The sequence below is a fragment of the Pseudomonas sp. DF5 genome (genome assembly GCF_058148225.1).
In genome coordinates this window covers 14,419-36,731 of record NZ_JBYVYM010000009.1, presented here as the reverse complement: position 1 = coordinate 36,731, position 22,313 = coordinate 14,419, and the positions used below count along the sequence as shown (strand labels likewise).

The window sequence follows — 22,313 nt, the reverse complement described above, 5'->3', positions numbered from 1 at the left end:
CCATGAGCCTGACCGCGAACTGGAACTACCCCACGAGCATCCGCTTCGGTGTCGGCCGTATCGCCGAACTGGCGGAAGTCTGCCGCAGCCAAGGTATCCAACGACCACTGCTGGTCACCGACAGCGGCCTGGCGCGCACCCCGATCACTACGGCGGCGCTGGAATCCTTGCGCGCCGCCGGCCTCGGTGTCGCGCTGTTTTGCGACCTCAAGCCCAATCCGGTTGAAGCCAACCTGGCCGGTGGGCTCGACGCCTGGCGTGCCGGCAACCATGACGGCGTGGTGGCGTTCGGCGGTGGCAGCGGCCTGGACATGGGCAAGCTCATCGCGTTCATGAGCGGCCAGACCCGACCGGTGTGGGATTTCGAAGACATCGGCGACTACTGGACACGCGCCGACGAAAGCCGCATCGCCCCGGTCATCGCGGTGCCAACCACCGCGGGCACCGGCTCCGAGGTCGGCCGTGCGGCGGTGATCATCGACGAGCACACGCACACCAAACGCATCATTTTCCACCCGAAGATGATGCCGAAGGTGGTCATCAGCGACCCCGCCCTTACCGTCGGCATGCCGGCCAAGGTCACCGCCGGCACCGGCATGGATGCGTTTTCCCATTGTCTGGAATCGTACTGCGCTCCCGGTTTTCATCCCATGGCCGAAGGCATCGCGGTGGAAGGCATGCGCCTGGTGGCCAATGCCCTGGTGCGGGCGGTGCACACCCCTTCCGACCTCGACGCGCGCGCGCAAATGCTGGCGGCGGCGGCGATGGGCGCCACCGCGTTCCAGAAAGGTCTGGGAGGAATGCACGCCCTCTCGCATCCGGTGGGCGCCCTGTATGACACCCACCACGGCATGACCAATGCGACGTTCATGCCCTATGTGCTGAAGTTCAATCGCCCGGCCATTGAGGAGCGCATCACCCGTCTGGCGGCGTATCTGCGCCTGCCCTCCCCGGGCTTCGACAGCTTTATGGCCTTCGTCCTCAAGCTGCGCAAGGACATCGGCGTGCCGCATACGCTGGTGGAGCTGGGGGTGGATGATCAGCAGGCCGACCTGATCGCCGACATGGCGATTGTCGACCCCTGCGCCGGCGGTAATCCGCTGCCATTGACACGAAATGGCGCGGCAGAAATTTTCGAAGCGGCTTATCACGGCCGTCTTTAGAACGGCCACAACATGGATGGGTTTTATCCATTAGACGCAGGAGCAGTAAGACAGGGGGTTGAAGACAGTCCCATCCGGCAACGCACAACGCGGATGGATGTGTATCAAACCTGACAAGGCACACATTATGAGTCCTGTAAGCCAACCCGGCGCGACCGCGCCACAAGACGACGACCTCAAGGTGTTGCACAACATGGGCTATGCCCAGCAACTCTCGCGACGCATGGGCGTTTTCTCCAACTTCGCCATTTCCTTTTCGATCATCTGCATCCTCTCCGGTGGCATCAACTCGCTGGCACAGGGCACTTCGGGTGCAGGCGGTGCGGCCATCGGCATCGGCTGGCCACTGGGCTGCCTGATCTCCGGGGTTTTCGCCTTGGCCATGGCGCAGATTTCCTCGGCCTACCCCACCGCCGGCGGCCTCTATCACTGGGGCTCGATTCTCGGTAACCGCTTCACCGGCTGGCTGACAGCCTGGTTCAACCTGCTGGGATTGATCACGGTGCTCGGCGCGATCAACGTCGGTACCTATTACTTCTTTTTCGGAGCCTTCGGACCGGCCCTGGGCATGCAAGACACAATCCCCACACGGATCGTTTTCCTGGCGATCCTGACCGGCATCCAGGCCTTGTGTAACCACTTCGGCATCGGCCTGACCGCCAAGCTCACCGACTTCTCAGGCTATCTGATCTTCGCCACGGCAACCGCGCTGACCATCGTCTGCCTGATCGCCGCGCCCAGCTATGAATTCGTCCGCCTGGTGACCTTCAGCAACTACTCCGGCGCGGCGGGCGGCAACGTCTGGCCACAAGTGTCGAGCGGCTGGGTGTTCATGCTCGGCCTGCTCCTGCCGATCTACACCATCACCGGCTATGACGCCTCCGCGCACACTTCTGAAGAGACCCACAAGGCTGCCGTGTCGGTGCCGATCGGCATGGTTACGTCGGTGGCCTGGTCGTTGATATTCGGCTGGGTCATGCTCTGCTCGTTTGTACTGATGTTGCCGAACATGGATGAAGCGGCGAAGCAGGGTTGGAATGTGTTCTTCTGGGCGATGGACACCCAGGTGAACCCGGCGATCAAAATGGCGCTTTACGTGGCGATTTTCATCTCGCAGTTCCTCTGCGGGCTGGCGACCGTGACCTCGGTTTCGCGCATGATCTTCGCGTTCTCCCGTGACGGCGGCCTGCCCTTCTCGAAGGCGCTGGCCACGGTTTCGCCAAGCCATCGCAGCCCGGTGGCAGCGATCTGGACCGGCTCCATCCTCGCGGTGCTGTTCGTCTGGGGATCGTCGCTGGTGTCGATCGGCGAAACGCCGGTGTACACGATTGTGGTTTCCTGCACGGTGATCTTCCTGTTCTTCTCGTTCATCATCCCCATCGTGCTGGGCCTGTTCACCTACGGAACCTCGAAGTGGCCGACCATGGGACCGTGGAACATGGGGCGAGCGTTTTACTCGTTGTTCGCCATCCTCTCGGTCCTCTCGATGGTGCTGATCTTCGCTATCGGTATCCAGCCGCCGAACGATTGGGCGCTGTACATCACCATCGGCTTTCTGATTCTGACGGCCATCATCTGGTTCAGCTTCGAAAAACGACGCTTCCAGGGCCCGCCCGTGGGCGACATGATCATCAAGCGTCAGGCAGAAATCGCGGCTGTCGAAGAGGCGTTGAATAAACAGGCTGGAAGTTAATGCCAGTCAGTCAAGACACGGGACCTGTGGGAGCGGGCTTGCTCGCGAAGACGGCGTCACAGTCAACATTGAGGTTGCCTGACACACCGCTTTGGCGAGCAAGCCCGCTCCCACAAGTTTTTGGCTGACGGCTGTAAAAGGGCCAGGGCCGCCGCATAAGCGACCCTGCCGCCATAACAGAAGCCGGTGATGCCGACCTTCCCAGTGGTGGCGTCATATGACTTACACGGCAGAGGTATTGCCGAGTTGTTGCACCAGCTCCATTGCAAACTTGCCCGAGCCCACCGACCAGTCTGAATAGTCATTTTCATGCATGAAGATGAAAAGGTCTTGCGGGCGTACCTGTGCTTGAGCGCCAAGATTGTCTGCAATTTTTTTGTATAGCTCCCGCTTCATCGCGTCGCTGCGACCTCTACGCATCGTTATTTCAATCACGATCAAATGGTCGGAGCGCGCAACGCCATTAAAGGTACGGCTGTAAAAAAATTGTTCCGGATCGTAGTCCACCACCAGATTGAACAGTTCATCCTGGGGCATACCAATGCTATCTACTAGCGCTTGGTGTATGCCGTCGACGATGCGCTGGCGTTGCTGCGGGTCAGTGCCTTTGATGACGGCTGTTCGAACGAATGGCATGTGAGACTCTCTCAATTTATTTTGGATAGATGCCTACCACTCCGGCAACACCGAACAGGTCACCAGGCATGCGGACAGCGGGGTGATTCTGCGAAACTGGGATGGGGTTTGAAATCGATTTATGCGCCCGAAGTAATTGAGTTAAAGTCACTTGATGAAACGTCGTCTCCCCCCATTGAATGCACTCCGCTCTTTCGAGGCCGCTGCCCGGCTGGGCAAAATGACGTCTGCCGCCGATGAGCTTTCTGTCACGCCCGGAGCAGTGAGTCGCCAGGTACGCCAGTTAGAGCTGAGTCTCGGGGTGGAACTGTTCGAGGGTCCGAAAAACAAACCGCAACTCACCGCTGCCGGGAAAGAACTCCTGCCGGAATTGACGGCTGCGCTGGATCGGATCGAGGCGGCTGTAGGCCGAATCAGAGATACCGCGACGGGTATTCTGGACGTGTCTTGCTTCAGCACGTTTACGGTCAAGTGGTTGATACCCCGTCTTTTCGATTTCAATGCGCAGTACCCTGATATCAAGATTCGCTTGAACTCCTTTGTCCACGCCACCGATCCGGACCGAGACCGGTATGACGTGATGATCACTGCCGAACAGGGGGCTGTTGAGGGTCAAAAGAATACCCTCCTGCTGTTTCCTGAAAGGTTGGGCATCGTGTTGTCACCCGCGTTATCCGCGCGTATCCAACTGACTGAGTTAGATTCCATTTTCTTGCATCCACTGCTCCATACAAAAACGCGTCCGGATGCCTGGACCAGCTGGAGTGATGCCATTGGATATCAGGCTACCGCGCCGGCCGGCGTGGAGTTTGAACACTACTATTTCACCTTGGAGGCGGCGATTGCCGGCCTGGGGATTTGTGTCGCCCCGTGGCATCTGGTGGCCGATGACATTCGTCTTGGCCGTTTGCTGGCACCGTTTGGTTTCCACCAAAGTCACTACGCCTATATCGCCAAGCGAAGTCCGGAACCCAACAAGAAGCTGGACCTGTTCTGCACCTGGCTGGCGTGCCAGGCCAAACAAGACAGTTTCCCGGGATCTCTCAACGGTCAACCCTTCACGCCACCTCATCACTTTCAGAGCGCAGAGGTGTTCGGCGAATGACAGAGGGCCATAAGTTCTCCGATACTGTCGCGCAATGCAGTACAACGAGAACCGATATGAAACCCCATTTTGAGAGAAATGATGTCTCTGAGCCCAAAATCCAGCGCAATGGAAACATCCACCGCGCCCCCCATCAACAGCCGGTGGTAACAGCATGATCGAGGTCACCGAGGTTTCCATTGCCGAGCTGCGTGCTGCGCTCGAATCCGGCCGGACCACGGCGGTTGAGCTTGTGCAGGCTTATCTCGCCCGGATCGACGCCTACGACGGCGCTGACACGCCCACCGCCCTCAATGCGGTGGTGGTGCGCAACCCCGATGCGCTCAAGGAAGCGCAGGCGTCCGATGCTCGTCGGGCCAGGGGCGAGACGCTGGGGCCGCTCGATGGCATTCCCTACACGGCCAAGGACAGTTATCTGGTGAAGGGGCTGACCGCAGCTTCTGGAAGTCCTGCCTTCGCCAACCTGATCGCTCATCGCGATGCGTTCACCATCGAACGGCTTCGCGCCGCCGGGGCGATCTGCCTGGGCAAGACCAATATGCCGCCGATGGCCAACGGCGGCATGCAGCGCGGGGTATATGGCCGTGCGGAGAGTCCTTACAACGCCGGCTACCTCACCGCCCCTTTCGCCTCGGGCTCATCGAACGGCGCCGGTACGGCAACCGCCGCCAGTTTCTCGGCGTTTGGCCTGGCGGAAGAAACCTGGTCGAGCGGACGTGGCCCTGCTTCAAACAATGGCTTGTGTGCTTATACGCCTTCGCGCGGGGTGATCTCGGTGCGCGGCAACTGGCCGTTGACGCCGACGATGGACGTGGTGGTGCCGTTTGCCCGGACAATGGCGGACTTGCTCGAAGTGCTCGATGTGGTGGTGGCCGATGATCCCGACACACGCGGTGATCTATGGCGGATGCAACCTTGGGTGCCGATTCCGAGTGTCGCTTCGGTGCGCCCCGCTTCCTACGGATCGCTGGCCGCGAAAAGCGATACGCTCAACGGAAAGCGCTTCGGCGTGCCTCGCATGTACATCAACGCCGATCCCGACGCGGGCACCAGCGATGCGCCTGGCATCGGTGGGCCGACGGGCCAGCGCATCAACACCCGCCCTTCCGTGATCGGGCTTTGGGAGCAGGCGCGCAAGGCACTCGAAGCGGCCGGTGCTGAAGTGCTCGAAGTCGATTTCCCGCTGGTCACCAATTGCGAGGGCGATCGTCCTGGCGCACCGACGGTGTTTAACCGCGGGCTGGTGTCCAAAGAGTTCCTGCACCATGAGTTGTGGGATCTGACGGCCTGGGCGTTCGATGATTTTCTGCGAGCCAACGGCGATCCAAAACTCAATCGCCTGGTCGACGTGAACGGGCCGCTGATTTTCCCCCACGACCCGGGGACGCTGCCCAACCGCGAGGGTGATCTTGCCGCAGGCATGGACGAGTATGTGCGGATGGCCGAACGCGGCATTACACCGTGGGACCAGATCGACACGCTGCCGGATGGACTGCGTGCACTGGAGCTGACCCGTCGAATCGATCTGGAGGAATGGATGGATCGGCTGGGGCTCGACGCGGTGATTTTCCCTACGGTAGCCGACGTTGGGCCGGCGAATGCCGATGTCGATCCGACGTCTGCGGACATCGCGTGGAGTAACGGGGTATGGGTTGCCAACGGCAATCTCGCCATCCGCCACCTGGGCGTTCCAACGGTCACGGTGCCGATGGGCGTCATGCCGGACATCGGCATGCCCGTCGGGCTGACATTTGCCGGTCGCGCCTATGACGATTCAACGCTGCTTCGCCTGGCTTCGGCGTTCGAGTCGACGGGGACGAAACGCTTGATCCCACCGCGCACCCCGCCCTTGTCGGGTAGCCAAAAATAGAAAGATCGCAGGTTCCTGAAGAGGTTGAGTACACCCGTACCCATGCCCTGTAGGAGTCTGCGATCTTTGGCCCATTCATGCGAATTCCGGCAACAGTGTTTGTCCAGTCGGCTGCTATTTGAAAGAAGCTCAAACACCTAACATCGTCTCTACCCAGTGAGCCAATAGCGTCAGTATCCATTAGCTCACGAGGTAGCCACTCGAAAAACCGAGATGAGTTTTACGATCATCTCGGCCCCAGAGTAAACCTTGGACGATACGGTGAAGATAATGAAAACTTTAAAAATTGCGGTTCTTCTGGCACTTGCCGGTATAGGCGCACACGCCTTTGCAGACGATGGCCATTCAACTAACGCGACCAGCAAAACACCTGTTGAGATCTACACGTACGAAACGAAGCTCGACATTAAGAAAGTCATTTACCTCTCAGAGATTCCGGACGAGTGCAAACCGGTTCCGGTGCAAATGACCTATGAAGACTCTCACAATCAACGGCATGTCATGCAATATCAAGTGATGGGCACTGGATGTTCAAACGGTTGAGTACCGTGCGGACGATGGAGGGTCGACACTCCTTGCCTGCGGTGCAACCCACTCAATAACTGATATTTCTTCCCGAACCTACGATTTTTTCATCGGATGTCAACATGCCCGGGATGTGATGTTTAAGAAACTCCACCCAAGTCTTTGTCTTCGCATCCACGAATTTTCGTGATGGGTAGATTGCAAATAGATTCAACTCTTCAAGCCGATACTCCGGCAACACGCGCACTAACGTCCCGGCCCTGAGGCCATTGACCGCAGAAGCAATCGGCTGAATACCGATGCCCATCCCGTTTGTTATCGCAACGGTCATTCCATCAGCCGTATTGATGTGAAAGGGAGACAATGGGACGTTGATTGACTCCGCACCTTCAGGCCCCTCAAATGCCCAGTGTTCGACCGGCATTACCGTATTAACAATCCTCAAGCAATCATGTGTACCAAGAGAACCCGGAGAATCCGGGATCCCGCGTTTCTTCAGATAAGCAGGCGAAGCGCAGAGAATGCTGTAAGTGATGCCAAGCCGCTGAGCGACAAACCCCGAATCGGGCAGATCCCGCGCTAAAACAATCGACATGTCATACCCTTCCTCGAGCAAGTCAGGTAGCCGATTGGTCAGCGTCAAATCAAACATGACCGAGGGATGAGTCTCTCTGTATTTGGCAATGGCATCGATCACGTAATGATTACCGATGGCTGACATGGCGTGAATTTTCAGCCTGCCCACGGGCCGGGTGTGAGCGGTCCCTGCTTCCTCCTCGGCTTCACGTACCTCCTCCAGAATTTTCTCGCATCGTTGCAAATAGCGCACACCCGCTTCGGTCAACGCCAGGCGTCGGGTGGTGCGGTTAATCAGACGGGTTTGAAGCCGGGCCTCCAGACTGGAAACGGCTTTGGAGACGTTGGTTGTCGTGGTGTCCAATAGCTCGGCTGCCGCCGTAAAACTGCCGCTCTGGGCAACAGCCATGAAAAACCGCATGGTTTGGAAAACGTCCATCGTTTTCACCTCAAGGGCGTGGATGACAGAGGGCGGCCTTACAGAAGACCGCCCTCCTCGTCGTGTGTCACTTCTTCCGTGGGATAAATCCAGGCACACCGGTTTCCACGACCGAGTTGAATCGTACCCTGGTCGTAATATCTTCCTTGATCTCAAGCATCGCCCTATGCGGCAGGGTGGAAATATCCAGGTTTTCCTTGATATGACTTGGTGTAGCGGACGTGGTCAAAAAAGCAACGCCCCGTTGTACAGACCAGGCCAATGCCACTTGAGCCGGAGTCTTCTGCAAGCGCTTGGCGATCCCTGTAATCACCGAATCTTCCAACACTTTCGGCTCCATGCCATGGCCCAGTGGCGCGAACGCCAGGAGGACGATTCCATGCTGTTTGCAGAACTCAAGCAGTTCCCATTCCGGCAGATAAGGGTGGGACTCGACCTGCACCACGGCAGGTTTGATCCGGGCCACTGCCACAATCTCTTTTAACGTTTCCAGCGTGATATCAGACAAGCCGATGGACTTGCAGCGGCCTTCATCCACCAGGCGTTCAAGTGCTCTCCAGGTCTCGATCAGTGTCACGCCGGAATCGTAGATGACGCGACCCTGTTCGTCTCTCGGGTCCTGATTCTCACCGGGTTGAAAGGCAAACGGCGTATGGATCAGGTAGCAGTCGATAGCGTCCACTTGGAGGCGGCGGCAACTGGCCTCGAAGGCAGGTTTGACGCGTTCGGGACGATGGTTGGTGTTCCACAGTTTAGTGGTAATGAACACGTCTTCCCGGCGGATTTTGCCCGCCTCCAGCACCTCTTTTATCGCAACGCCGACACTTTCCTCATTGCGATAGCGCTCTGCACAATCGAAATGGCGAAAGCCCGCTTCCAGCGCGTCCTTGACCGCTTGTGTGGTGACGCTGAGATCACTGAACAGCGTGCCAAACCCAACGGCCGGCATTTCACCTGAGCCGTGGTTCAGCGCAAACCGGGTATCGCGAAGTGCATCGTGAAAAGCTTCGTAAGACATCTCTTGACTCCAATGTTCGGGGCCGTAGCCGTTATTGATACGAAGGGTTCTGTGCTTCGCGACTGGCAACCCGTTGCTCAAACGCACCGACGGAATTACCGCCGAGGGCTACATACAGTTGCACCGTGTCGAGATACTGCGCGGTCTTCACCTGGATTCGTCCCAGCAACGCTTGCTCAAAGGCACGTTCCGCTTCCAGCACCTGAAGAATGCTGTTCTCGCCCTGCGCGTAGGCTTGCTGGTTCAACCGAAAACTGGTTTCTGCAGCGCGAAACGCGTCTTCCTGCGCCTGGTTTTGCTCGGCGTCATGATTGATTGCCTGCAACGAGTCCGCGACCTGGCCGAACGACTGAATGACCGTCTGCTGATAGCCGGCGAGCGTCGCCTTGTAGCCGTCGACGGCAGCCTGACGTTCAGCCTTGAGCGTTCCGCCGTCAAAGATCGGCCCCGCCAACCCTGCAGCCAAACCCCAGAGCGCGGCACCGCCATTGCCGGAAGCGGCCTGTACCAGCGAGGCGGACAGCGTTACATGGGGATAGAGGTTCGCGGTCGCGACACCGACTGCCGCGCTGGCCATGTGCAGTTCCGCCTCTGCTTGCAGGACGTCCGGTCGGCCGTGGGCCATTTCCGAAGGCACACTCACCGGCACGTTGGCCGGCAATACGAACTCGGCAAAATCGAAGTCCGGCGCGATCCAGTCGCCAGGGCCTTTGCCGGTGAGAATCGACAGCGCATGGCGCGCGGCATCACGCTGCTGGGCGAGGGGCGGCAACAGTGTGCGGTCCTGGGCGAGCCGGGTCTCGGCCAGCGAAACGTCGATCTGCGTGGTGACGCCGCTGGCGTGTGCCCTGCGCACCAGGTCGAGGTTCTTGGCGTCATTGGCGAGCAGCTTTTCGACGGCTGCCATCTGCGCATTGGCAGACGCCACCAACAATGCCTGGCTGGCGACATTCCCCGTCAGGGTCAGGTACGCCGCTTCGTATCGATGCTTCTGAAGATCGGCAAACGCTTGCTGCTGCTCGACCCGCCGCTTGTTACCGCCGAACGCATCAAGGTCGAAACCGACCCGCGGCCCGATCGCGTAGAAATTGGAGATCGAAGGCTCTTTTGCGTTGTGTACCCGCTGACGCCCTGCCTGGGCGCCAAAATCGACCTGCGGATAAAGCGCCCCCTCCGCCGCCGCGACGGACGACGCCGCTTGCCGGATCGTTGCATCCGCCGCCACGAGCTCTAGATTGCCCTCGATGGCGCGACGCACAACCTGGTCGAGCTTCTGCGAATGGAAGGCCGTCCACCAGTCACCGCTGACCTTTTGGCCGAGGTTGATCTGTTGCTCGCCAGGCCGGTTGCCGCCCTGGCCGAGACGCTGCTCGGCCTGTTGGTCGTAATGCTGCGACAGGCTCGGTGGCTGCATTTGATAGTCGGGGCCGACGGTGCAGGCCGTCAGGAACGCAAGAACCGACACCGCACCGAACGTGGTTTTTAACGTCTGTCTGTTGATGAAGCGTGCATTGGATTTCATTGGGCAAACTCCACGAAAACTAGTTGGTCGGAACGGGCTTGCGAAGAAAGACAACCAGTGGACTGACCACCAGCATCGCCACCATCAACAGCTTGAATTGGTCGATCACCGCGATAAAAGCCGCCTGGCCGGTGATCATTTCGTTGAGCCCCGCCAGTGCTCGCAAGGACATCGGCGCGGCATGCGCAGCGGCGCGATAAGGCGTCAGATGGCTGACCAGTGCCAGGTGCATCGCTTGCGTATTGTTGAAGAAGAAAATCTGCACAATCGCAACGCCGAGGGTGCTCCCGTAAACACGCGACAGATTGAAAAAACCGGTGCCTTCCGGGCGTAACTTGGGGTCGAGTGTGCTGAACGCGATCTTGGTGAGCGACGGCATCAAGATGCCGATGCCAATCCCCTGGATCGCCCCGGCAATCGCCACCGGCGACCAGTCCATCAACGGCGAATAACCGAGCATCAGCCAGTTGGCGTAAATCACCACGGCCACGCCAATCGCCACGAACAACCGACGGTCGAAACGCTCGGGAACACGGCCCATCAGCAGGAAAGCCCCTACCAGCCCCACACCACGCGGTATCGTCAGCGAACCTGTCGCATCAGGTGGGTAGCCGAGGATCTCGTCCAGCATCGGCGACGTCAGTGCCATGGTCGACAACAGCACGAAACCCACGGCGAAAAAGATAATCGTCGACAGTACGAAGTTGCGGTCCTTGAACAGACGCTTGTTGAGGAAATGCACCTTCTTGCTCAACAGATGCACGGCAAACAGGTACAGCCCCAACGCGCAGCCCGCCGCCTCCAGCCAGATTTCGGTCGAGGCAAACCAGTCCAGGCGCTCGCCGCGGTCGAGCAACATTTGCAGGCTGATCAACGCCAGCGTGAAGCTGCCGAAGCCGAAGAAATCGAACGACGGACGTTGCTCGGCCTTCTTCTCGGCAAGCAAAAGCGCCATCACCAGGAAGATGAATGCCGACAACGGAAGGCTGATGTAGAAGATCGGCCGCCAGCCGAAATGCTCGCTGACCCAACCACCGATGCTCGGGCCGCTGACGATTCCGAAGAGCACGATTGCCGTCCATGTCGCGCCAAATTTCGCACGCTTCTCCAGTGGCAACGTCTCCATTGAAATCGCCATCGACAACGGCGCCAGCACGCCACTCGCCAGGCCCTGGATAATCCGCGCACCGACGAACTCCAGCGGAGTCGTCGCAACCGTGGCGAGCAGCAAGCCCAGAACGAAGAAGGCTAACGCGGCCTGATAAACCCGCTTCAAGCCATAACGCCCGGCCAGCCACTGCGCAATCGGCATCGTGATGGCGCTCGCCGCGAGGTACGAGGTGAATACCCAGCCTGCCTGGTCGTCAGTCATCGACAGGCTGCCTTGGATAAACCTGAGTACCGCATTGGGCAAAGGCAGGTTCGCCGACTGCATATAAGTGGCGAGCAGCGCGGCGAACCTCAATGTTCCCGCACCTTGAGGTCTGGCAATGTTGGCGTTCATCAGAAGTTACCTGCGGTCAACAGCGCCTTGAGCGGATGCCACCATGGCGTGTGATACCCGGTATCGACCTCGACCGTGGCGCTGGTGCCCGAAAAAAGCGGAAACGCAGGGTCGGCCTCGTCGAGTTCAAGGCGCACCGGTACCCGCTGGACAACCTTGACCCAGTTGCCGGTCGCATTTTCAGGCGGCAGCAAGGCGAAGTCCGATCCGGCACCGGGGCTCATGCTGGTCACGTGGGCTTTGAAAACGTGATCGGGATAGGTGTCGATGCTGATGGTTGCTTCCTGGCCGGGACGCATGTGGGTCACCTGCGTTTCGCGGAAGTTGGCCTCGACCCAAATCTGCCGATCGGACAGCAGCGCAAAAGCCGGCGCACCGTTGCTGACATAGTTGCCAACCTGCAGATCGTCGACTTTGGCCACGATGCCATCGTCCGGCGCATATACCGTCGTATATGAGAGGTAGAGCTGCGCCTCATCCAGCTGCGCCCTCGCCTCACGAACCGTCGGGTGGTTATCGGCTTCGATGTCGGGGTTACCGTTCAACGCGACAACCGTGCTGGCGATCTGTTGCTCGATCGACGCGATGCGTTGCCGGGCAACTTTAAGGTCGGTGTCGGCGCGCTCGTAAATCGCCCGCGAGACGAACTCGGTAGCGACCAGCGCTTTTTTGCGGGCAAACTCGCGCTGATCGAAATCGGCCGACTCTTTGGCCGATTGCAGTTCAGCCTGCTGCTGGCGGTAACCGGCCTTGAGCCCATCGATGCGCAGCTGCGCCACGCTCAGCTGTGCTTGCGCACGGTCAACCGCGATCTGGAACGGTTTCGGGTCGATCCGAAACAGCATCTGGCCTTTGTGAACCGGTTGGTTGTCCTCGACGGCGATTTCGACGACTTGTCCGGAAATACGCGCATTGATCGACGCCTTCGCCACTCGGGCGTAAGCGTTATCGGTCGAAATGAACGCCTCGCCTGCTTGATAGCGGGCATAGCCCAGCGCTGCGAAGAGCACCGGCAAACCGACAATCAACAAGGGCCGAAATTTCTGCTTGAACGGTTTTTTGATGGGCGCATCAGGCCTTGCGTGCTCGAAGGTCTGCGTAGCCGGGATGTCGAACTGTTTAGTCATGATCGAATACACCTTTAACCGGGAAATCGGGCCAGCACCTGCGAGAATCGCCTGCGGCCCTGATGGCAAAAATTGCTGTGAGAAAGCAAACCCGTGCACGGTCAGGGAGGATCGCTCCACCGCACCGGTTTCGTCGCCGCAACACCCAGTTCGAGCTCAGCTACAACAAACCTGACGTTCAGGAACTTCTGGTTCCTTAATTTTGTGCGATGATGTAAGAATATAGAGCAGTCCATCCCCACACAAGGATTTTGTACGACATGGCACAAAAAAAGATTACAGAGGGCAAAGGCCGAGGCCGCCCCCGCGCATATGACCCGCAGACAGCGCTGCAACAGGCACTTGGGGTTTTCTGGAGCACTGGATATTCCGGCGCTTCCCTGGACAGCATCGCCACCGCCGCCGGCATGAATCGCCCAAGCCTCTATGCGGCATTCGGTGACAAGCACGCGCTCTACATCAAGGCGCTCGAGCAGTATTGGGAGACTGCCTCCGCTGCCATGCATGAGGCGCTTACAGACAAAGACCTGACTTTGGAGCAGGCGCTGATGGGCTTCTATGAGGGGCAGTTGTCGATCTACTTCTCGGGCGAGGGGCAACCGCGTGGCTGCTTTGCGATCGGCACGGCGACGACCGAAGCCGTTGAGGACTCTGCAATACGAGAGGTTCTTTCGGACCGGCTCAGCCGGCTCGATGCCGATCTGGAAACACGTCTGCGCGCGGCAGTCAGCGCCGGTGAGTTGAAAGACGATGTCGACCCAGCCGCCCTCGCCGTACTCGCGTCATCCCTGTTGCATAGCATTTCGATACGGGCGCGGGCGGGCAAATCCCGCGCGGAATTGACGGAGCTTGCCCGCAATGCGGTCAACGTGATTTGCGGTGTGTGAGGTGTAGGGTGGGTGAAGGACTCGAAGACATCCTCACCGAACGGCTTGCGGTGATTTTTTGTGGCATTAATCCGGGCGTGACTGCCGCCGCCCTGGGCCATCATTTTGCGGGTCGAGGCAATCGCTTCTGGCGCACACTCCATCTCGCCGGTTTTACGCCTACAGAGGTGCGCCCGGAAAACGATCGGACGATCTTGCAGTATCAGTGTGGACTAACCGCAGTGGTTGAACGGCCTACGGCGCGAGCGGATCAGCTGTCCGTGCATGAATTCACCGCTGCCGCCGCGGATTTTGAACAAAAAATCGCGCACCATGCGCCACGCTTTGTGGCGTTTCTCGGCAAAGCTGCGTACAGCGCGTTGTCCGGTCAACGGGAAATTGCGTGGGGGCTTCAGTCAAAAACTTTTGGTGATGCCTCGGTCTGGGTCCTGCCCAATCCCAGCGGGCGAAATCGCGCATTCACGCAAGCTCAATTGGTGGATGCGTATCGCCAACTCCATTTAGCGGCCCAGCAACCGGGCCAGGTCGGACAAAACACTGTTCGATAACCGTTGCGCCCCACTGCTGGCCCTCCTGCTCCTGTTCCAACTTGAAGCCAAAGTCTTCATACAGTTTGCGAGCCACATCCAGGCCTTTGAACGTCCACAACCGCGTCGCGCAAAAGCCCTGTTCGTCACAGAATTTCATGGCTTCAGCCAGCAAGCGTTTGCCTGCGCCCTTGCCTCGCGCCGAGTCATCCAGAATGAAACAGCGCAGAATCGCTTCGCCGCCCTCGCCTTCACCGTCGATCGCGATGGAACCGACAATTCGCTGGCCATCCAGCGCCACCCAAACCTCGTTGCGTGGATTGTGCAAACGCCCCATCAACTCCGCCATGTCTGATGCAACCAGGCTCTCGAACGGCTGACCGAAGTTCGAATGCCTTGCGTAGTAGTCCGCGTGCATTTGCACAATGCGGCCGATGATTCCGGGCCGGTAGCCCCGAGCGATATCCAGCTGCGCGGGGGGCTGCGGCGCTGTACCGAGTCGATGGGCTTGCAGGGCACCGGCATAGTTGGCGATGCCCTCACTCACCGCTTGTTGTTGCTCATTCGTCAGATAAACCAAGGCAGCGTCCACCTGTTGCCTGGCGAACGAATCAATGGCTCGCAGGGTTTTCTTGCCCTGCACCGTGAGTCGCAGCTTCTTGGAGCGCGCATCCTCCTCGTGTGGAATTTCTTCGATCTCACCGGCCTCAATGAGCTTGCGCACCATCCGGCTCACGGTGGATTTTTCCAGGCCGAGAAGCTCCACAAGCTCCCCCGCCGTCAGCGAACCCCGATCCCCAATCTCCACGATCGTGTGAACAAACGAAGGCGAATAGTCCGTCGCCGCCAGCGTGGTTTGCATGAACCCCAACTCGCGCACCATGAGGCGCGACGCTGAACGGACCTGGTTGATCAGGTCTGACTGGGCATGGGTCACGGCAAGCACCTCGAACAGAATGTGTATTTAGTTGTATAGCACAACCAAATACCCGTCAAATCAAGGGTGCTCCGTCAAGGCAAGAAACCAGGCAACTGCCCTACCCGTTCGGCCAGATACTGCATCAATAAACGCGTGCGCAGCGGGCGGTAGCGGCGTTCGGGATAGATCAGAAAAGCGTCGTTCGGTGGGCCGCTCCAGTCGGGCAGCACCCGGACCAACTGCCCGCTTTCAAGCAGGTCGCTGACCAGCCAGGCCGGCGTGATACACAGCCCCGCGCCCTGCAGAAGCCCGTCGCGAATGGCCAATGAACTGTTGGTTCGATAGCGCCCCTGGGTCGTGACACTGACCTGCTCACCATGAGGGCCGTTGAGCTCCAGACGGTCGCCCGCGGTCAACCACGCAAAACGCAGGAAGTTGTGTTCGCTCAAGTCCGCCGGGCTTTTCAATGGAGAATGGTTGCGCAGGTATTCAGGTGCGGCCACCAGATAGCGCGGTGAAGTCGCTATGCGTCGGGCGACGGCGTTCGGCGGCAGGCTGCCCCCCAGGCGCAGAGCCAGGTCGACGTTTTCCTCAGTGAGGTCGACGAAGCGATCATTGAGGATCAGCTCAACTTCGATGGTCGGGTACTGCTCCATGAACGACAACAGCAACGCATTCAACCGCAACACACCGAGGCTGACCGGAACGTTGACGCGCAGAAAACCTTCGGGGCGTTCGGTCAGACCACGCACATCCGCAACGGCCTCGCCGTACTCTTCCAGCACGCCTTTGGCACGCTCGTAGAAACGCTTTCCCTGTTCGGTAGGCGTCAACCCGGTGGAGCCACGAATCAACAAACGGGCTCCCAATTGCTTTTCCAGCGCCGCGACCAGTTTGCTGACGGTGGGCTGAGTACTGCCTAACTCACGCGCGGCAGATGACAGGCTTCCGAGCTCAATGGCGCGGACAAAACAGTGCATCGCTTTAAGACTGTCCATTGGCATTCGATTCTGGAATGGGCTGTATGCAGTTCCCTCTTCTACCACACGTATTTTGAATAGACCAATCTGGCCTTCTTGATCCATTACCCTCAAGGAGACACCTGAATGAAAGCCCTTCACTCAAGAATACCGTTGCCTCTCGCCTTGGCTGCACTGCTTGCCGCAAGCCCTGTCATGGCGGCGGAAAACTGGGTCTCCACCTGGATGGCCAGCCCTCAACCCACCTGGGGCAACGAACTGCCGCTGCCCACGCGAATTCCGGAAGCGCTGACCGACAGCACCCTTCACCAGAGAGTGCGCATCAGCAGCGGCGGAAGCCGGGTACGGGTGGTGGTTTCCAACGAATATGGCAAGCAACCGCTGGTCATCGGTGCCGCGCGTATCGCCTTCACTGAGGGCGTCGATCAGATTCGCGCAGGCTCCGGGCACAGCCTGAAGTTCAACGATCAGGAACAGGTCACCCTCGCCGCGGGTGAAACGCGGATCAGTGATCCGATAGAACTGGCAGTGCCGGCGCTCAGTGAGCTGGCGATCTCTCTTTATCTGCCGCAGCACACGCCGTTAACGACCTTTCACTGGGATGGCAAACAAACCGCATTTATCGCCCCCGGCAAACACGTCGATGCTCAGCGACTGGAAGGCAGCGAGCAGGTGGAGGCGCGGCTGTTTCTCAGCGACATCCTGGTGGATGCACCGCTCGACACCGGTGCCCTGGTGGTGCTCGGCGACTCGATTACCGATGGCAATGGCTCGACCCTGGACAGCAATCGACGCTGGCCGGACTTCCTCGCTCAACGCTTGGCCGCGCAGAGGCTCGCGGTGCTCAACGCCGGGATATCCGGGGCTCGCCTGCTCGAAGATGGCATGGGTGTCAGCGCACTGGCGCGATTCAAGCGCGATGTGCTGGGCAAGCCCGGAGTAAAAACGGTGATTGTGATGCTCGGCATCAATGACATCAGTTGGCCAGGCTCCTCCTTCGCTCCGAACGAACGCCTGCCAGCCAAGGAACAGTTGATTGCGGGCTATCGGCAACTGATCGATCAAGCGCGCCTGAACAACATTCGCATCATTGGAACAACCCTGATGCCGGTCGAAGGCGCCCTGGACGGAACGATCGTGAAGAACTATCACAGCGCGGAGAAAGAACAACTGCGCCAGGCCATTAATGACTGGATACGGACCAGCCACGCATTCGATGCCGTGATCGACTTTGATTTCATGACCCGCGACCCTGAACACCCAAGTCGCTTACTGCCGCCTATCGACTCGGGCGACCACTTGCATCCCGGCGATGCCGGCAATAAGGCGATGGCCGAGGATATCGACCTGAAAACGCTTATATAGCCGCTCAGAACCAGCTGCGCCCGCAACCCGGGCCAGCCCACACTCCATAGCTGTGCGTTATAGCGCTGGTTCACAATGGATATATCCACGCGCCACCATTCAGCTACCGTCATCTTATATGACTTGATCGCGCGGACCCCGCTCTAGCTCCCAGATACGAGGAAACCATGATGAGCGCCCACAAAGTCGCCGCTGTTTTGCTGGCCTTGCTCAGCGCAGCCTCCCTGTCCCCTGCCGCCTTGGCTGGGGAAGCGGGTTTCATTGCTGCCACACCATCCGAACTCAAGTGGACAGCTGCGCCGGCGTTGGGCCCCGGCGTAATGATTGCGATGATTGAAGGTGACCTGAAAGCCGCCGAGCCCTTCACCCTGCGCCTGAAGCTGCCAGCCAATACAAAAATCGGCGTGCATACCCATCCCGTGACCGAACGCGTCACCGTTATCTCCGGCACCTTCTACTTTGCCACCGGCAACACCTTCGATGCAGCACAGGCCAAGGCCTATCGACCAGGTGACACTCTGATCATTCCAGTCGGCACGCCGATGTACGGCGCCAGTCGAGAACAGGAAACCGTGCTCCAACTCCACGGCACGGGCCCCTGGGGGATCACCTACCTCAACCCGGCGGATGATCCCAGAAACCGCAAAATGTAGTGCCCCTGATCAGAGACACAGGAAGGGTGGAACAACGGAGTCGTATCCGCCCTTGGCCTGGCTCATACGAATGAACAGCTCCGTATGTGACTGCTGGGGAATGGCATGCCGCTGCCTCAATCAGAGGCCATCGCGAGGTCGCCCCCGGCAGTCACTCCAAACCTGACGCATCAATTCCTTAAGCATCAACGCCTCGGCCCAGCGGTCGGCGATATCGCGTCCGTCAGTCCCGGTGATGGCATAGGGTGGCGGGCCGAGTTCACAGGTAAAGGACAGACTGGTGGGCGTGTCCGGTCGGGCCAGCCAGTCCTCGATCCCATAGCGCCACCAGCCCAGGAAGCGCTCCAGCCAGGGTCGATGCTGGGCGAAACTCAAGGGCACCTGGACCTGTTCGCTGTTGGCGACACGGCCGTGAAAACCCCAACTGTGGCGCAGGATGGTCTGGATCTGTTCGTCGTCTTCGGCTACGGCCGGCTCTGGCAATTCGCGGCCCACGACATAGTGGGACAAGTCGGCCAACAGTTTGAGATCGGGCATTTCAGCGAGAATGTCGAGGGTGAACAACAGGTCACTGGTGAGGCGATAACGGTGGGTTTCCAGCAGGATCGGAAAGTCCACCTGCTCGGCCAGTCGCTGCCACCCCTCGATCAACTGGATGGCTTGCGCCAGCGTGCGAGGCCGGACGTCGGCTTGCAGCGTGAGGTGGTGGCAGCCGTAGCGGGATGCGACGTCGATCGCTGCCGCCAGATCATCCACGGTGCGGGGGAACACCTGACCTTCGATTTGCAGGCCCTGCGCCTTGGCGGCGGCATGCAAGCGTGCGGCATGATTCGCCACCCAGAAATGGTCAGTGACTCCGTCGAAACCGGCGGCGGCGATTTTCTCCAGCTGCGTTTCCAGCGCAAGCTCGCATTGACCACGGTGATCTTGCATGGCCCAAAGGGACTGGAAGACCAGGAATTCACGCATGTCAGTTCCTCAGCAGTTGTTTGAGCGATACCTCGGCGTCGGCCAGGGCCTCTACCGAGAGGGCGCTATGGGAAGCGATCAGTCGTTCGCACAACTTGATGTCCTTGGCGACGCTATTGCCCTGGCCCCAGCCGCAAGCGCCTTGCAGACGTTGTTCGTCATCGAGGTAGAACAACAGAAATCCGCCACCTGGGGTTGTCCGGCTCGCCATGGGTTCTGTGTTTGCGATCACACCCACGGTCTGCAATCCCCAGTCGTACTGGTCGGACCAGAAACCGGGAATGACCTCGTAAGGAAACTCGCCGCCCAACAGATTCAAGGCGGCATGGCGGCCCTGGGTTTCGGCGTTGCGCCAGGTTTCCTGACGCTGGAAACCGCCTTGCGGGTGCAGCCGAAATTCACAGACATCCCCCGCCGCAAAGATGTCCGGCGCGCTGGTGCGCAATTGGGCATCGACGCGAATGCCTTGGCCGACCTCAAGCCCGGCGGCCATGGCCAATTCGGTGTTGGGTTGCATGCCGATGCCCACCACCACCAGGTCACAGGGCAGCAACTGGCCGTCGACCAGTTGCACGGACTCAACGTGAGTCGCGCCCTGCACCGCCTCGATGGCCACGTTCAACCGCACGTCCACGCCCTGGCTGCGATGCAGTTCCAACAGAACGCTGGACAACCGTTCCGGCAACACCCGCCCCGCCAGGCGCGGTCCCGCTTCGAGCAAGGTCACCGTGCAGCCCAAGACTCGGGCGGTCGCCGCAACTTCGAGGCCGATGAAGCCGCCACCGATGATCACCAGCCGAGTGTTGGGCTGCAACGAAGCGCGCAGGGCCAACGCCTCGTCATGGGTGCGTAGATAAAGCACATTGCGCAGATGCTCGGGCACCGAAGCGAGTCTGCGCGAACGCCCTCCCGTCGCCAGCAACAATCGGGCGTAATGCAGCCAGCTGCCGTCGGCCAATTGCAGACGATGCTGCTGCGGGTCCAGGTCTTTTACCGGGTTGCCGGCCAGGTGTTCGATGTCCAGTTCAGCGAGCCGAGCGCTATCGCACAGGCTGTAACCCGCCAGATCGACCGTGCCTTGCAGCAACCCTTTGGACAGCGGCGGACGTTCATAGGGCGGGTGAAACTCGTCACCTATCAGGATCAGGCGACCGCTGTAACCTTCACCGCGCAAGGTCAGGGCCGCGCGACCACCGGCATGCCCGGCGCCAACGATAACCAGTGGAGCATTGGCAGGACTCATGGCACAGACTCCGTGCAGTTAAACCGTGATGGCGAGCAACACACGCCCCGCCTCGACCCGGACTTCATAGGTCTTGAGGTTGACGCACACCGGTGCGCCGAGGGCTTTGCCGGAGCGGTAGTCGAAACGTCCGTTGTGCTTGGGGCACTCGATGACATGCTCCATCACCAGGCCATCGGCCAGGTGAATGGACTCGTGGGTGCATAGGCCCGCCGTGGCGAAAAACTCGCTGTTGGCGGAGCGGTAGATGGCATAGGTGTGCGGGCCATGGTCGAAACGAATGACATCTTCATCATCGATATCGCCCACGGCACATACATCGATCCATTGATCGGTCATGGCGTTTTCTCTGGTAGTGGTACAGACAGGAAGGTGTCAGGCCGGCGTTACTTGAGGTTCTGCCTGGACGTTGGCGGCTGGCGCTGCGCGTTGTGGCAAAGGACGACAGACGAAATAGCTCGGGTCTTTGCGCTGCCTCCAGATAGTCGGGATGATTTCCTTGAAGGCCTCGGACAGGTTGCCGTAAGGCGGCGGGCAGTCGTGACGGATCTCTTCGTGAAGCTGCGCCAGTGCATGAAAAGGCACCATCGGATACATGTGATGTTCCAGGTGATAGTTCATATCGAGGTACAGGAAACGCAGCAGTCGGTTCATGTAAATCGTGCGGCAGTTGCTGCGGTGATCGAGTACGTCTTCCGCCAGGCCGACATGCTGCGAAAGGCCGAACAGGTAAGACAACCAACCGCCATAGAGAGTCGGAAGACCGATCAACATCAGCGGCAACCAGCTCTGCAGATACAGCGCAGTGCCCACGGTAAGCCCATAGATGACCAGCCAGACGCGTGCGTCTCGCGCCACTTTTGGCCATTCGGGTTCGGGGATGAAGGTCTGCTCTTCTTCACCCATGCGCCCTACCGCATGCCGGCAAACTGACCCCATCGTCTTCAACGCGTAAGGCATTCTGAACAGACTCAGCACCATCATGATCAGGCTCGGCGGACGCGGCTCGACGATCTCCGGATCGCGACCGACGATAATGGTGTCGGTGTGATGCCGTGCGTGGCTCCAGCGCCAGACCTGGGGTTCGAACATGAACATGAAACTCGACAGCTGATAGACCGCATCATTCATCCACCGGGTCTTGAACGCCGTGCCGTGACCCGTTTCGTGCCAACGGGCATTGGACGCGGTGCCGTAGAGCAGCCCATAGACGAAGAAGAACGGAACGCAGGCCCAGGAGCCCCAGAACCAGTAGCCGCCGAAGCCGGTGACGACCATCGCCGACAGCCAGATGGCGGTATCACGCAGGGCTGGGCCATCGCGACGCTGCATCAATTCTTTCATGCGTTTACGGGAGATGGGCGATTGGTACCACGTTGCCGACACCAGACCTTTTTGCGCCGCTCGGGCGGCTTCGGGACCGGTCAATCGATAATCCCTTGGCACGGGTTTATCGGTTTTTTTAAAGGCTGCGTTGTGTTCGGGCATTTTATTGTTCTCCGCAAGCTTGATGGTTTTAAGCACTTGCTTTCGATGCGGGATGACATCGCTGGAGAAAATATAGAGAGCGCACAAACCACCCTCAATCCCTT

At 59.2% G+C, this 22,313-nt stretch carries 21 protein-coding genes and 1 pseudogene; 9 read left to right on the top strand and 13 right to left on the bottom strand.

Features of this window, described 5'->3' with window-relative positions:
• Positions 1–2: 2 nt before the first annotated feature.
• The gene (locus AC30D7_RS10535) at positions 3–1,163 is read left to right on the top strand and encodes an iron-containing alcohol dehydrogenase (RefSeq protein ID WP_490133998.1); all 1,161 of its coding nucleotides are present in this window, start codon (positions 3–5) and stop codon (positions 1,161–1,163) included.
• Positions 1,164–1,290: 127 nt separating this feature from the next.
• Complete coding sequence (locus AC30D7_RS10530; RefSeq protein ID WP_490133997.1) at positions 1,291–2,856, top strand: amino acid permease; 1,566 nt, start codon at positions 1,291–1,293, stop codon at positions 2,854–2,856.
• 140 nt (positions 2,857–2,996) lie between these two features.
• Here AC30D7_RS10530 and AC30D7_RS10525 read toward each other — a convergent pair.
• Positions 2,997–3,074: pseudogene (locus AC30D7_RS10525) on the bottom strand (dienelactone hydrolase family protein); the annotation flags it as partial.
• A 4-nt stretch (positions 3,075–3,078) separates the two neighbouring features.
• Complete coding sequence (locus AC30D7_RS10520) at positions 3,079–3,492, bottom strand: tautomerase family protein (protein ID WP_204124017.1); 414 nt, start codon at positions 3,490–3,492, stop codon at positions 3,079–3,081.
• A gap of 154 nt (positions 3,493–3,646) precedes the next feature.
• Here AC30D7_RS10520 and AC30D7_RS10515 point away from each other — a divergent pair, with 154 nt between their 5' ends.
• The 3 genes from AC30D7_RS10515 (at position 3,647) to AC30D7_RS10505 (ending at position 7,010) form a co-directional block, all read left to right on the top strand.
• Positions 3,647–4,597, top strand: coding sequence for a LysR substrate-binding domain-containing protein (locus tag AC30D7_RS10515; protein WP_490133996.1), 951 nt, complete (start codon positions 3,647–3,649; stop codon positions 4,595–4,597).
• Between the two features lie 154 nt (positions 4,598–4,751).
• Entirely contained in the window at positions 4,752–6,467 is a 1,716-nt protein-coding gene (locus AC30D7_RS10510; RefSeq protein ID WP_490133995.1) for an amidase, read from the top strand.
• A 270-nt stretch (positions 6,468–6,737) separates the two neighbouring features.
• A complete protein-coding gene (locus AC30D7_RS10505) occupies positions 6,738–7,010 on the top strand; it encodes a DUF2790 domain-containing protein (protein WP_490133994.1) in 273 nt (90 codons plus the stop codon).
• A gap of 52 nt (positions 7,011–7,062) precedes the next feature.
• Here AC30D7_RS10505 and AC30D7_RS10500 read toward each other — a convergent pair whose 3' ends face one another.
• The 5 genes from AC30D7_RS10500 to AC30D7_RS10480 form a co-directional block, all read right to left on the bottom strand.
• Positions 7,063–8,007: a LysR family transcriptional regulator gene (locus AC30D7_RS10500; RefSeq protein WP_490133993.1), complete on the bottom strand. Its 945-nt coding sequence runs from the start codon at positions 8,005–8,007 to the stop codon at positions 7,063–7,065.
• A gap of 67 nt (positions 8,008–8,074) precedes the next feature.
• Positions 8,075–9,025: an aldo/keto reductase gene (locus tag AC30D7_RS10495; protein ID WP_490133992.1), complete on the bottom strand. Its 951-nt coding sequence runs from the start codon at positions 9,023–9,025 to the stop codon at positions 8,075–8,077.
• A 31-nt stretch (positions 9,026–9,056) separates the two neighbouring features.
• Positions 9,057–10,547 (bottom strand): efflux transporter outer membrane subunit, encoded by a 1,491-nt coding sequence (locus AC30D7_RS10490; protein WP_490133991.1) that lies wholly within the window; start codon positions 10,545–10,547, stop codon positions 9,057–9,059.
• A gap of 19 nt (positions 10,548–10,566) precedes the next feature.
• Positions 10,567–12,051 carry a DHA2 family efflux MFS transporter permease subunit gene (locus AC30D7_RS10485; RefSeq protein WP_490133990.1) on the bottom strand — a complete coding sequence of 495 codons (1,485 nt, stop codon included), beginning with the start codon at positions 12,049–12,051 and terminating at the stop codon, positions 10,567–10,569.
• The gene (locus AC30D7_RS10480; RefSeq protein ID WP_490133989.1) at positions 12,051–13,178 is read right to left on the bottom strand and encodes an HlyD family secretion protein; all 1,128 of its coding nucleotides are present in this window, start codon (positions 13,176–13,178) and stop codon (positions 12,051–12,053) included. Before AC30D7_RS10480 ends, AC30D7_RS10485 begins: the two co-directional genes overlap by 1 nt.
• A gap of 260 nt (positions 13,179–13,438) precedes the next feature.
• On the opposite strand from AC30D7_RS10480, the gene AC30D7_RS10475 reads away from it, so the two are divergent.
• Together AC30D7_RS10475 and mug are read left to right on the top strand one after the other, a co-directional pair.
• Entirely contained in the window at positions 13,439–14,065 is a 627-nt protein-coding gene (locus tag AC30D7_RS10475) for a TetR/AcrR family transcriptional regulator (RefSeq protein WP_490133988.1), read from the top strand.
• An 8-nt stretch (positions 14,066–14,073) separates the two neighbouring features.
• Positions 14,074–14,613: a G/U mismatch-specific DNA glycosylase gene (gene mug / locus AC30D7_RS10470; RefSeq protein WP_490133987.1), complete on the top strand. Its 540-nt coding sequence runs from the start codon at positions 14,074–14,076 to the stop codon at positions 14,611–14,613.
• Here the strand turns inward: mug and AC30D7_RS10465 are convergent.
• Positions 14,525–15,475: a bifunctional helix-turn-helix transcriptional regulator/GNAT family N-acetyltransferase gene (locus AC30D7_RS10465; RefSeq protein ID WP_490134106.1), complete on the bottom strand. Its 951-nt coding sequence runs from the start codon at positions 15,473–15,475 to the stop codon at positions 14,525–14,527. The genes mug and AC30D7_RS10465 overlap by 89 nt on opposite strands.
• A gap of 128 nt (positions 15,476–15,603) precedes the next feature.
• Positions 15,604–16,509, bottom strand: coding sequence for a LysR family transcriptional regulator (locus tag AC30D7_RS10460; RefSeq protein WP_490133986.1), 906 nt, complete (start codon positions 16,507–16,509; stop codon positions 15,604–15,606).
• 108 nt (positions 16,510–16,617) lie between these two features.
• Here AC30D7_RS10460 and AC30D7_RS10455 point away from each other — a divergent pair, with 108 nt between their 5' ends.
• Positions 16,618–17,856 (top strand): SGNH/GDSL hydrolase family protein, encoded by a 1,239-nt coding sequence (locus tag AC30D7_RS10455; protein ID WP_490133985.1) that lies wholly within the window; start codon positions 16,618–16,620, stop codon positions 17,854–17,856.
• A gap of 170 nt (positions 17,857–18,026) precedes the next feature.
• Positions 18,027–18,509 (top strand): cupin domain-containing protein, encoded by a 483-nt coding sequence (locus AC30D7_RS10450; protein WP_349747333.1) that lies wholly within the window; start codon positions 18,027–18,029, stop codon positions 18,507–18,509.
• A 120-nt stretch (positions 18,510–18,629) separates the two neighbouring features.
• On the opposite strand, the gene AC30D7_RS10445 is transcribed toward AC30D7_RS10450, so the two are convergent.
• Genes AC30D7_RS10445 through AC30D7_RS10430 form a run of 4 tightly spaced genes read right to left on the bottom strand, consistent with a single transcriptional unit; the run spans position 18,630 to position 22,209 of the window.
• Positions 18,630–19,478 (bottom strand): sugar phosphate isomerase/epimerase family protein, encoded by an 849-nt coding sequence (locus tag AC30D7_RS10445; RefSeq protein ID WP_490133984.1) that lies wholly within the window; start codon positions 19,476–19,478, stop codon positions 18,630–18,632.
• 1 nt (position 19,479) lies between these two features.
• A complete protein-coding gene (locus tag AC30D7_RS10440; protein ID WP_490133983.1) occupies positions 19,480–20,721 on the bottom strand; it encodes an NAD(P)/FAD-dependent oxidoreductase in 1,242 nt (413 codons plus the stop codon).
• An 18-nt stretch (positions 20,722–20,739) separates the two neighbouring features.
• Entirely contained in the window at positions 20,740–21,060 is a 321-nt protein-coding gene (locus AC30D7_RS10435; protein ID WP_490133982.1) for a MocE family 2Fe-2S type ferredoxin, read from the bottom strand.
• Between the two features lie 36 nt (positions 21,061–21,096).
• A complete protein-coding gene (locus AC30D7_RS10430) occupies positions 21,097–22,209 on the bottom strand; it encodes a fatty acid desaturase family protein (RefSeq protein WP_490133981.1) in 1,113 nt (370 codons plus the stop codon).
• Positions 22,210–22,313: the final 104 nt, after the last annotated feature.

Excerpts from the sequence above, each read along its gene's own strand:
- AC30D7_RS10535 (WP_490133998.1), top strand. The coding sequence starts at position 3 with ATGAGCCTGACCGCGAACTGGAACTACCCCACGAGCATCCGCTTCGGT.
- AC30D7_RS10530 (WP_490133997.1), top strand. The coding sequence starts at position 1,291 with ATGAGTCCTGTAAGCCAACCCGGCGCGACCGCGCCACAAGACGACGAC.
- AC30D7_RS10520 (WP_204124017.1), bottom strand. The coding sequence starts at position 3,492 with ATGCCATTCGTTCGAACAGCCGTCATCAAAGGCACTGACCCGCAGCAA.
- AC30D7_RS10515 (WP_490133996.1), top strand. The coding sequence starts at position 3,647 with ATGAAACGTCGTCTCCCCCCATTGAATGCACTCCGCTCTTTCGAGGCC.
- AC30D7_RS10510 (WP_490133995.1), top strand. The coding sequence starts at position 4,752 with ATGATCGAGGTCACCGAGGTTTCCATTGCCGAGCTGCGTGCTGCGCTC.
- AC30D7_RS10505 (WP_490133994.1), top strand. The coding sequence starts at position 6,738 with ATGAAAACTTTAAAAATTGCGGTTCTTCTGGCACTTGCCGGTATAGGC.
- AC30D7_RS10500 (WP_490133993.1), bottom strand. The coding sequence starts at position 8,007 with ATGGACGTTTTCCAAACCATGCGGTTTTTCATGGCTGTTGCCCAGAGC.
- AC30D7_RS10495 (WP_490133992.1), bottom strand. The coding sequence starts at position 9,025 with ATGTCTTACGAAGCTTTTCACGATGCACTTCGCGATACCCGGTTTGCG.
- AC30D7_RS10490 (WP_490133991.1), bottom strand. The coding sequence starts at position 10,547 with ATGAAATCCAATGCACGCTTCATCAACAGACAGACGTTAAAAACCACG.
- AC30D7_RS10485 (WP_490133990.1), bottom strand. The coding sequence starts at position 12,051 with ATGAACGCCAACATTGCCAGACCTCAAGGTGCGGGAACATTGAGGTTC.
- AC30D7_RS10480 (WP_490133989.1), bottom strand. The coding sequence starts at position 13,178 with ATGACTAAACAGTTCGACATCCCGGCTACGCAGACCTTCGAGCACGCA.
- AC30D7_RS10475 (WP_490133988.1), top strand. The coding sequence starts at position 13,439 with ATGGCACAAAAAAAGATTACAGAGGGCAAAGGCCGAGGCCGCCCCCGC.
- AC30D7_RS10465 (WP_490134106.1), bottom strand. The coding sequence starts at position 15,475 with ATGGTGCGCGAGTTGGGGTTCATGCAAACCACGCTGGCGGCGACGGAC.
- AC30D7_RS10460 (WP_490133986.1), bottom strand. The coding sequence starts at position 16,509 with ATGGACAGTCTTAAAGCGATGCACTGTTTTGTCCGCGCCATTGAGCTC.
- AC30D7_RS10455 (WP_490133985.1), top strand. The coding sequence starts at position 16,618 with ATGAAAGCCCTTCACTCAAGAATACCGTTGCCTCTCGCCTTGGCTGCA.
- AC30D7_RS10450 (WP_349747333.1), top strand. The coding sequence starts at position 18,027 with ATGAGCGCCCACAAAGTCGCCGCTGTTTTGCTGGCCTTGCTCAGCGCA.
- AC30D7_RS10445 (WP_490133984.1), bottom strand. The coding sequence starts at position 19,478 with ATGCGTGAATTCCTGGTCTTCCAGTCCCTTTGGGCCATGCAAGATCAC.
- AC30D7_RS10440 (WP_490133983.1), bottom strand. The coding sequence starts at position 20,721 with ATGAGTCCTGCCAATGCTCCACTGGTTATCGTTGGCGCCGGGCATGCC.
- AC30D7_RS10435 (WP_490133982.1), bottom strand. The coding sequence starts at position 21,060 with ATGACCGATCAATGGATCGATGTATGTGCCGTGGGCGATATCGATGAT.
- AC30D7_RS10430 (WP_490133981.1), bottom strand. The coding sequence starts at position 22,209 with ATGCCCGAACACAACGCAGCCTTTAAAAAAACCGATAAACCCGTGCCA.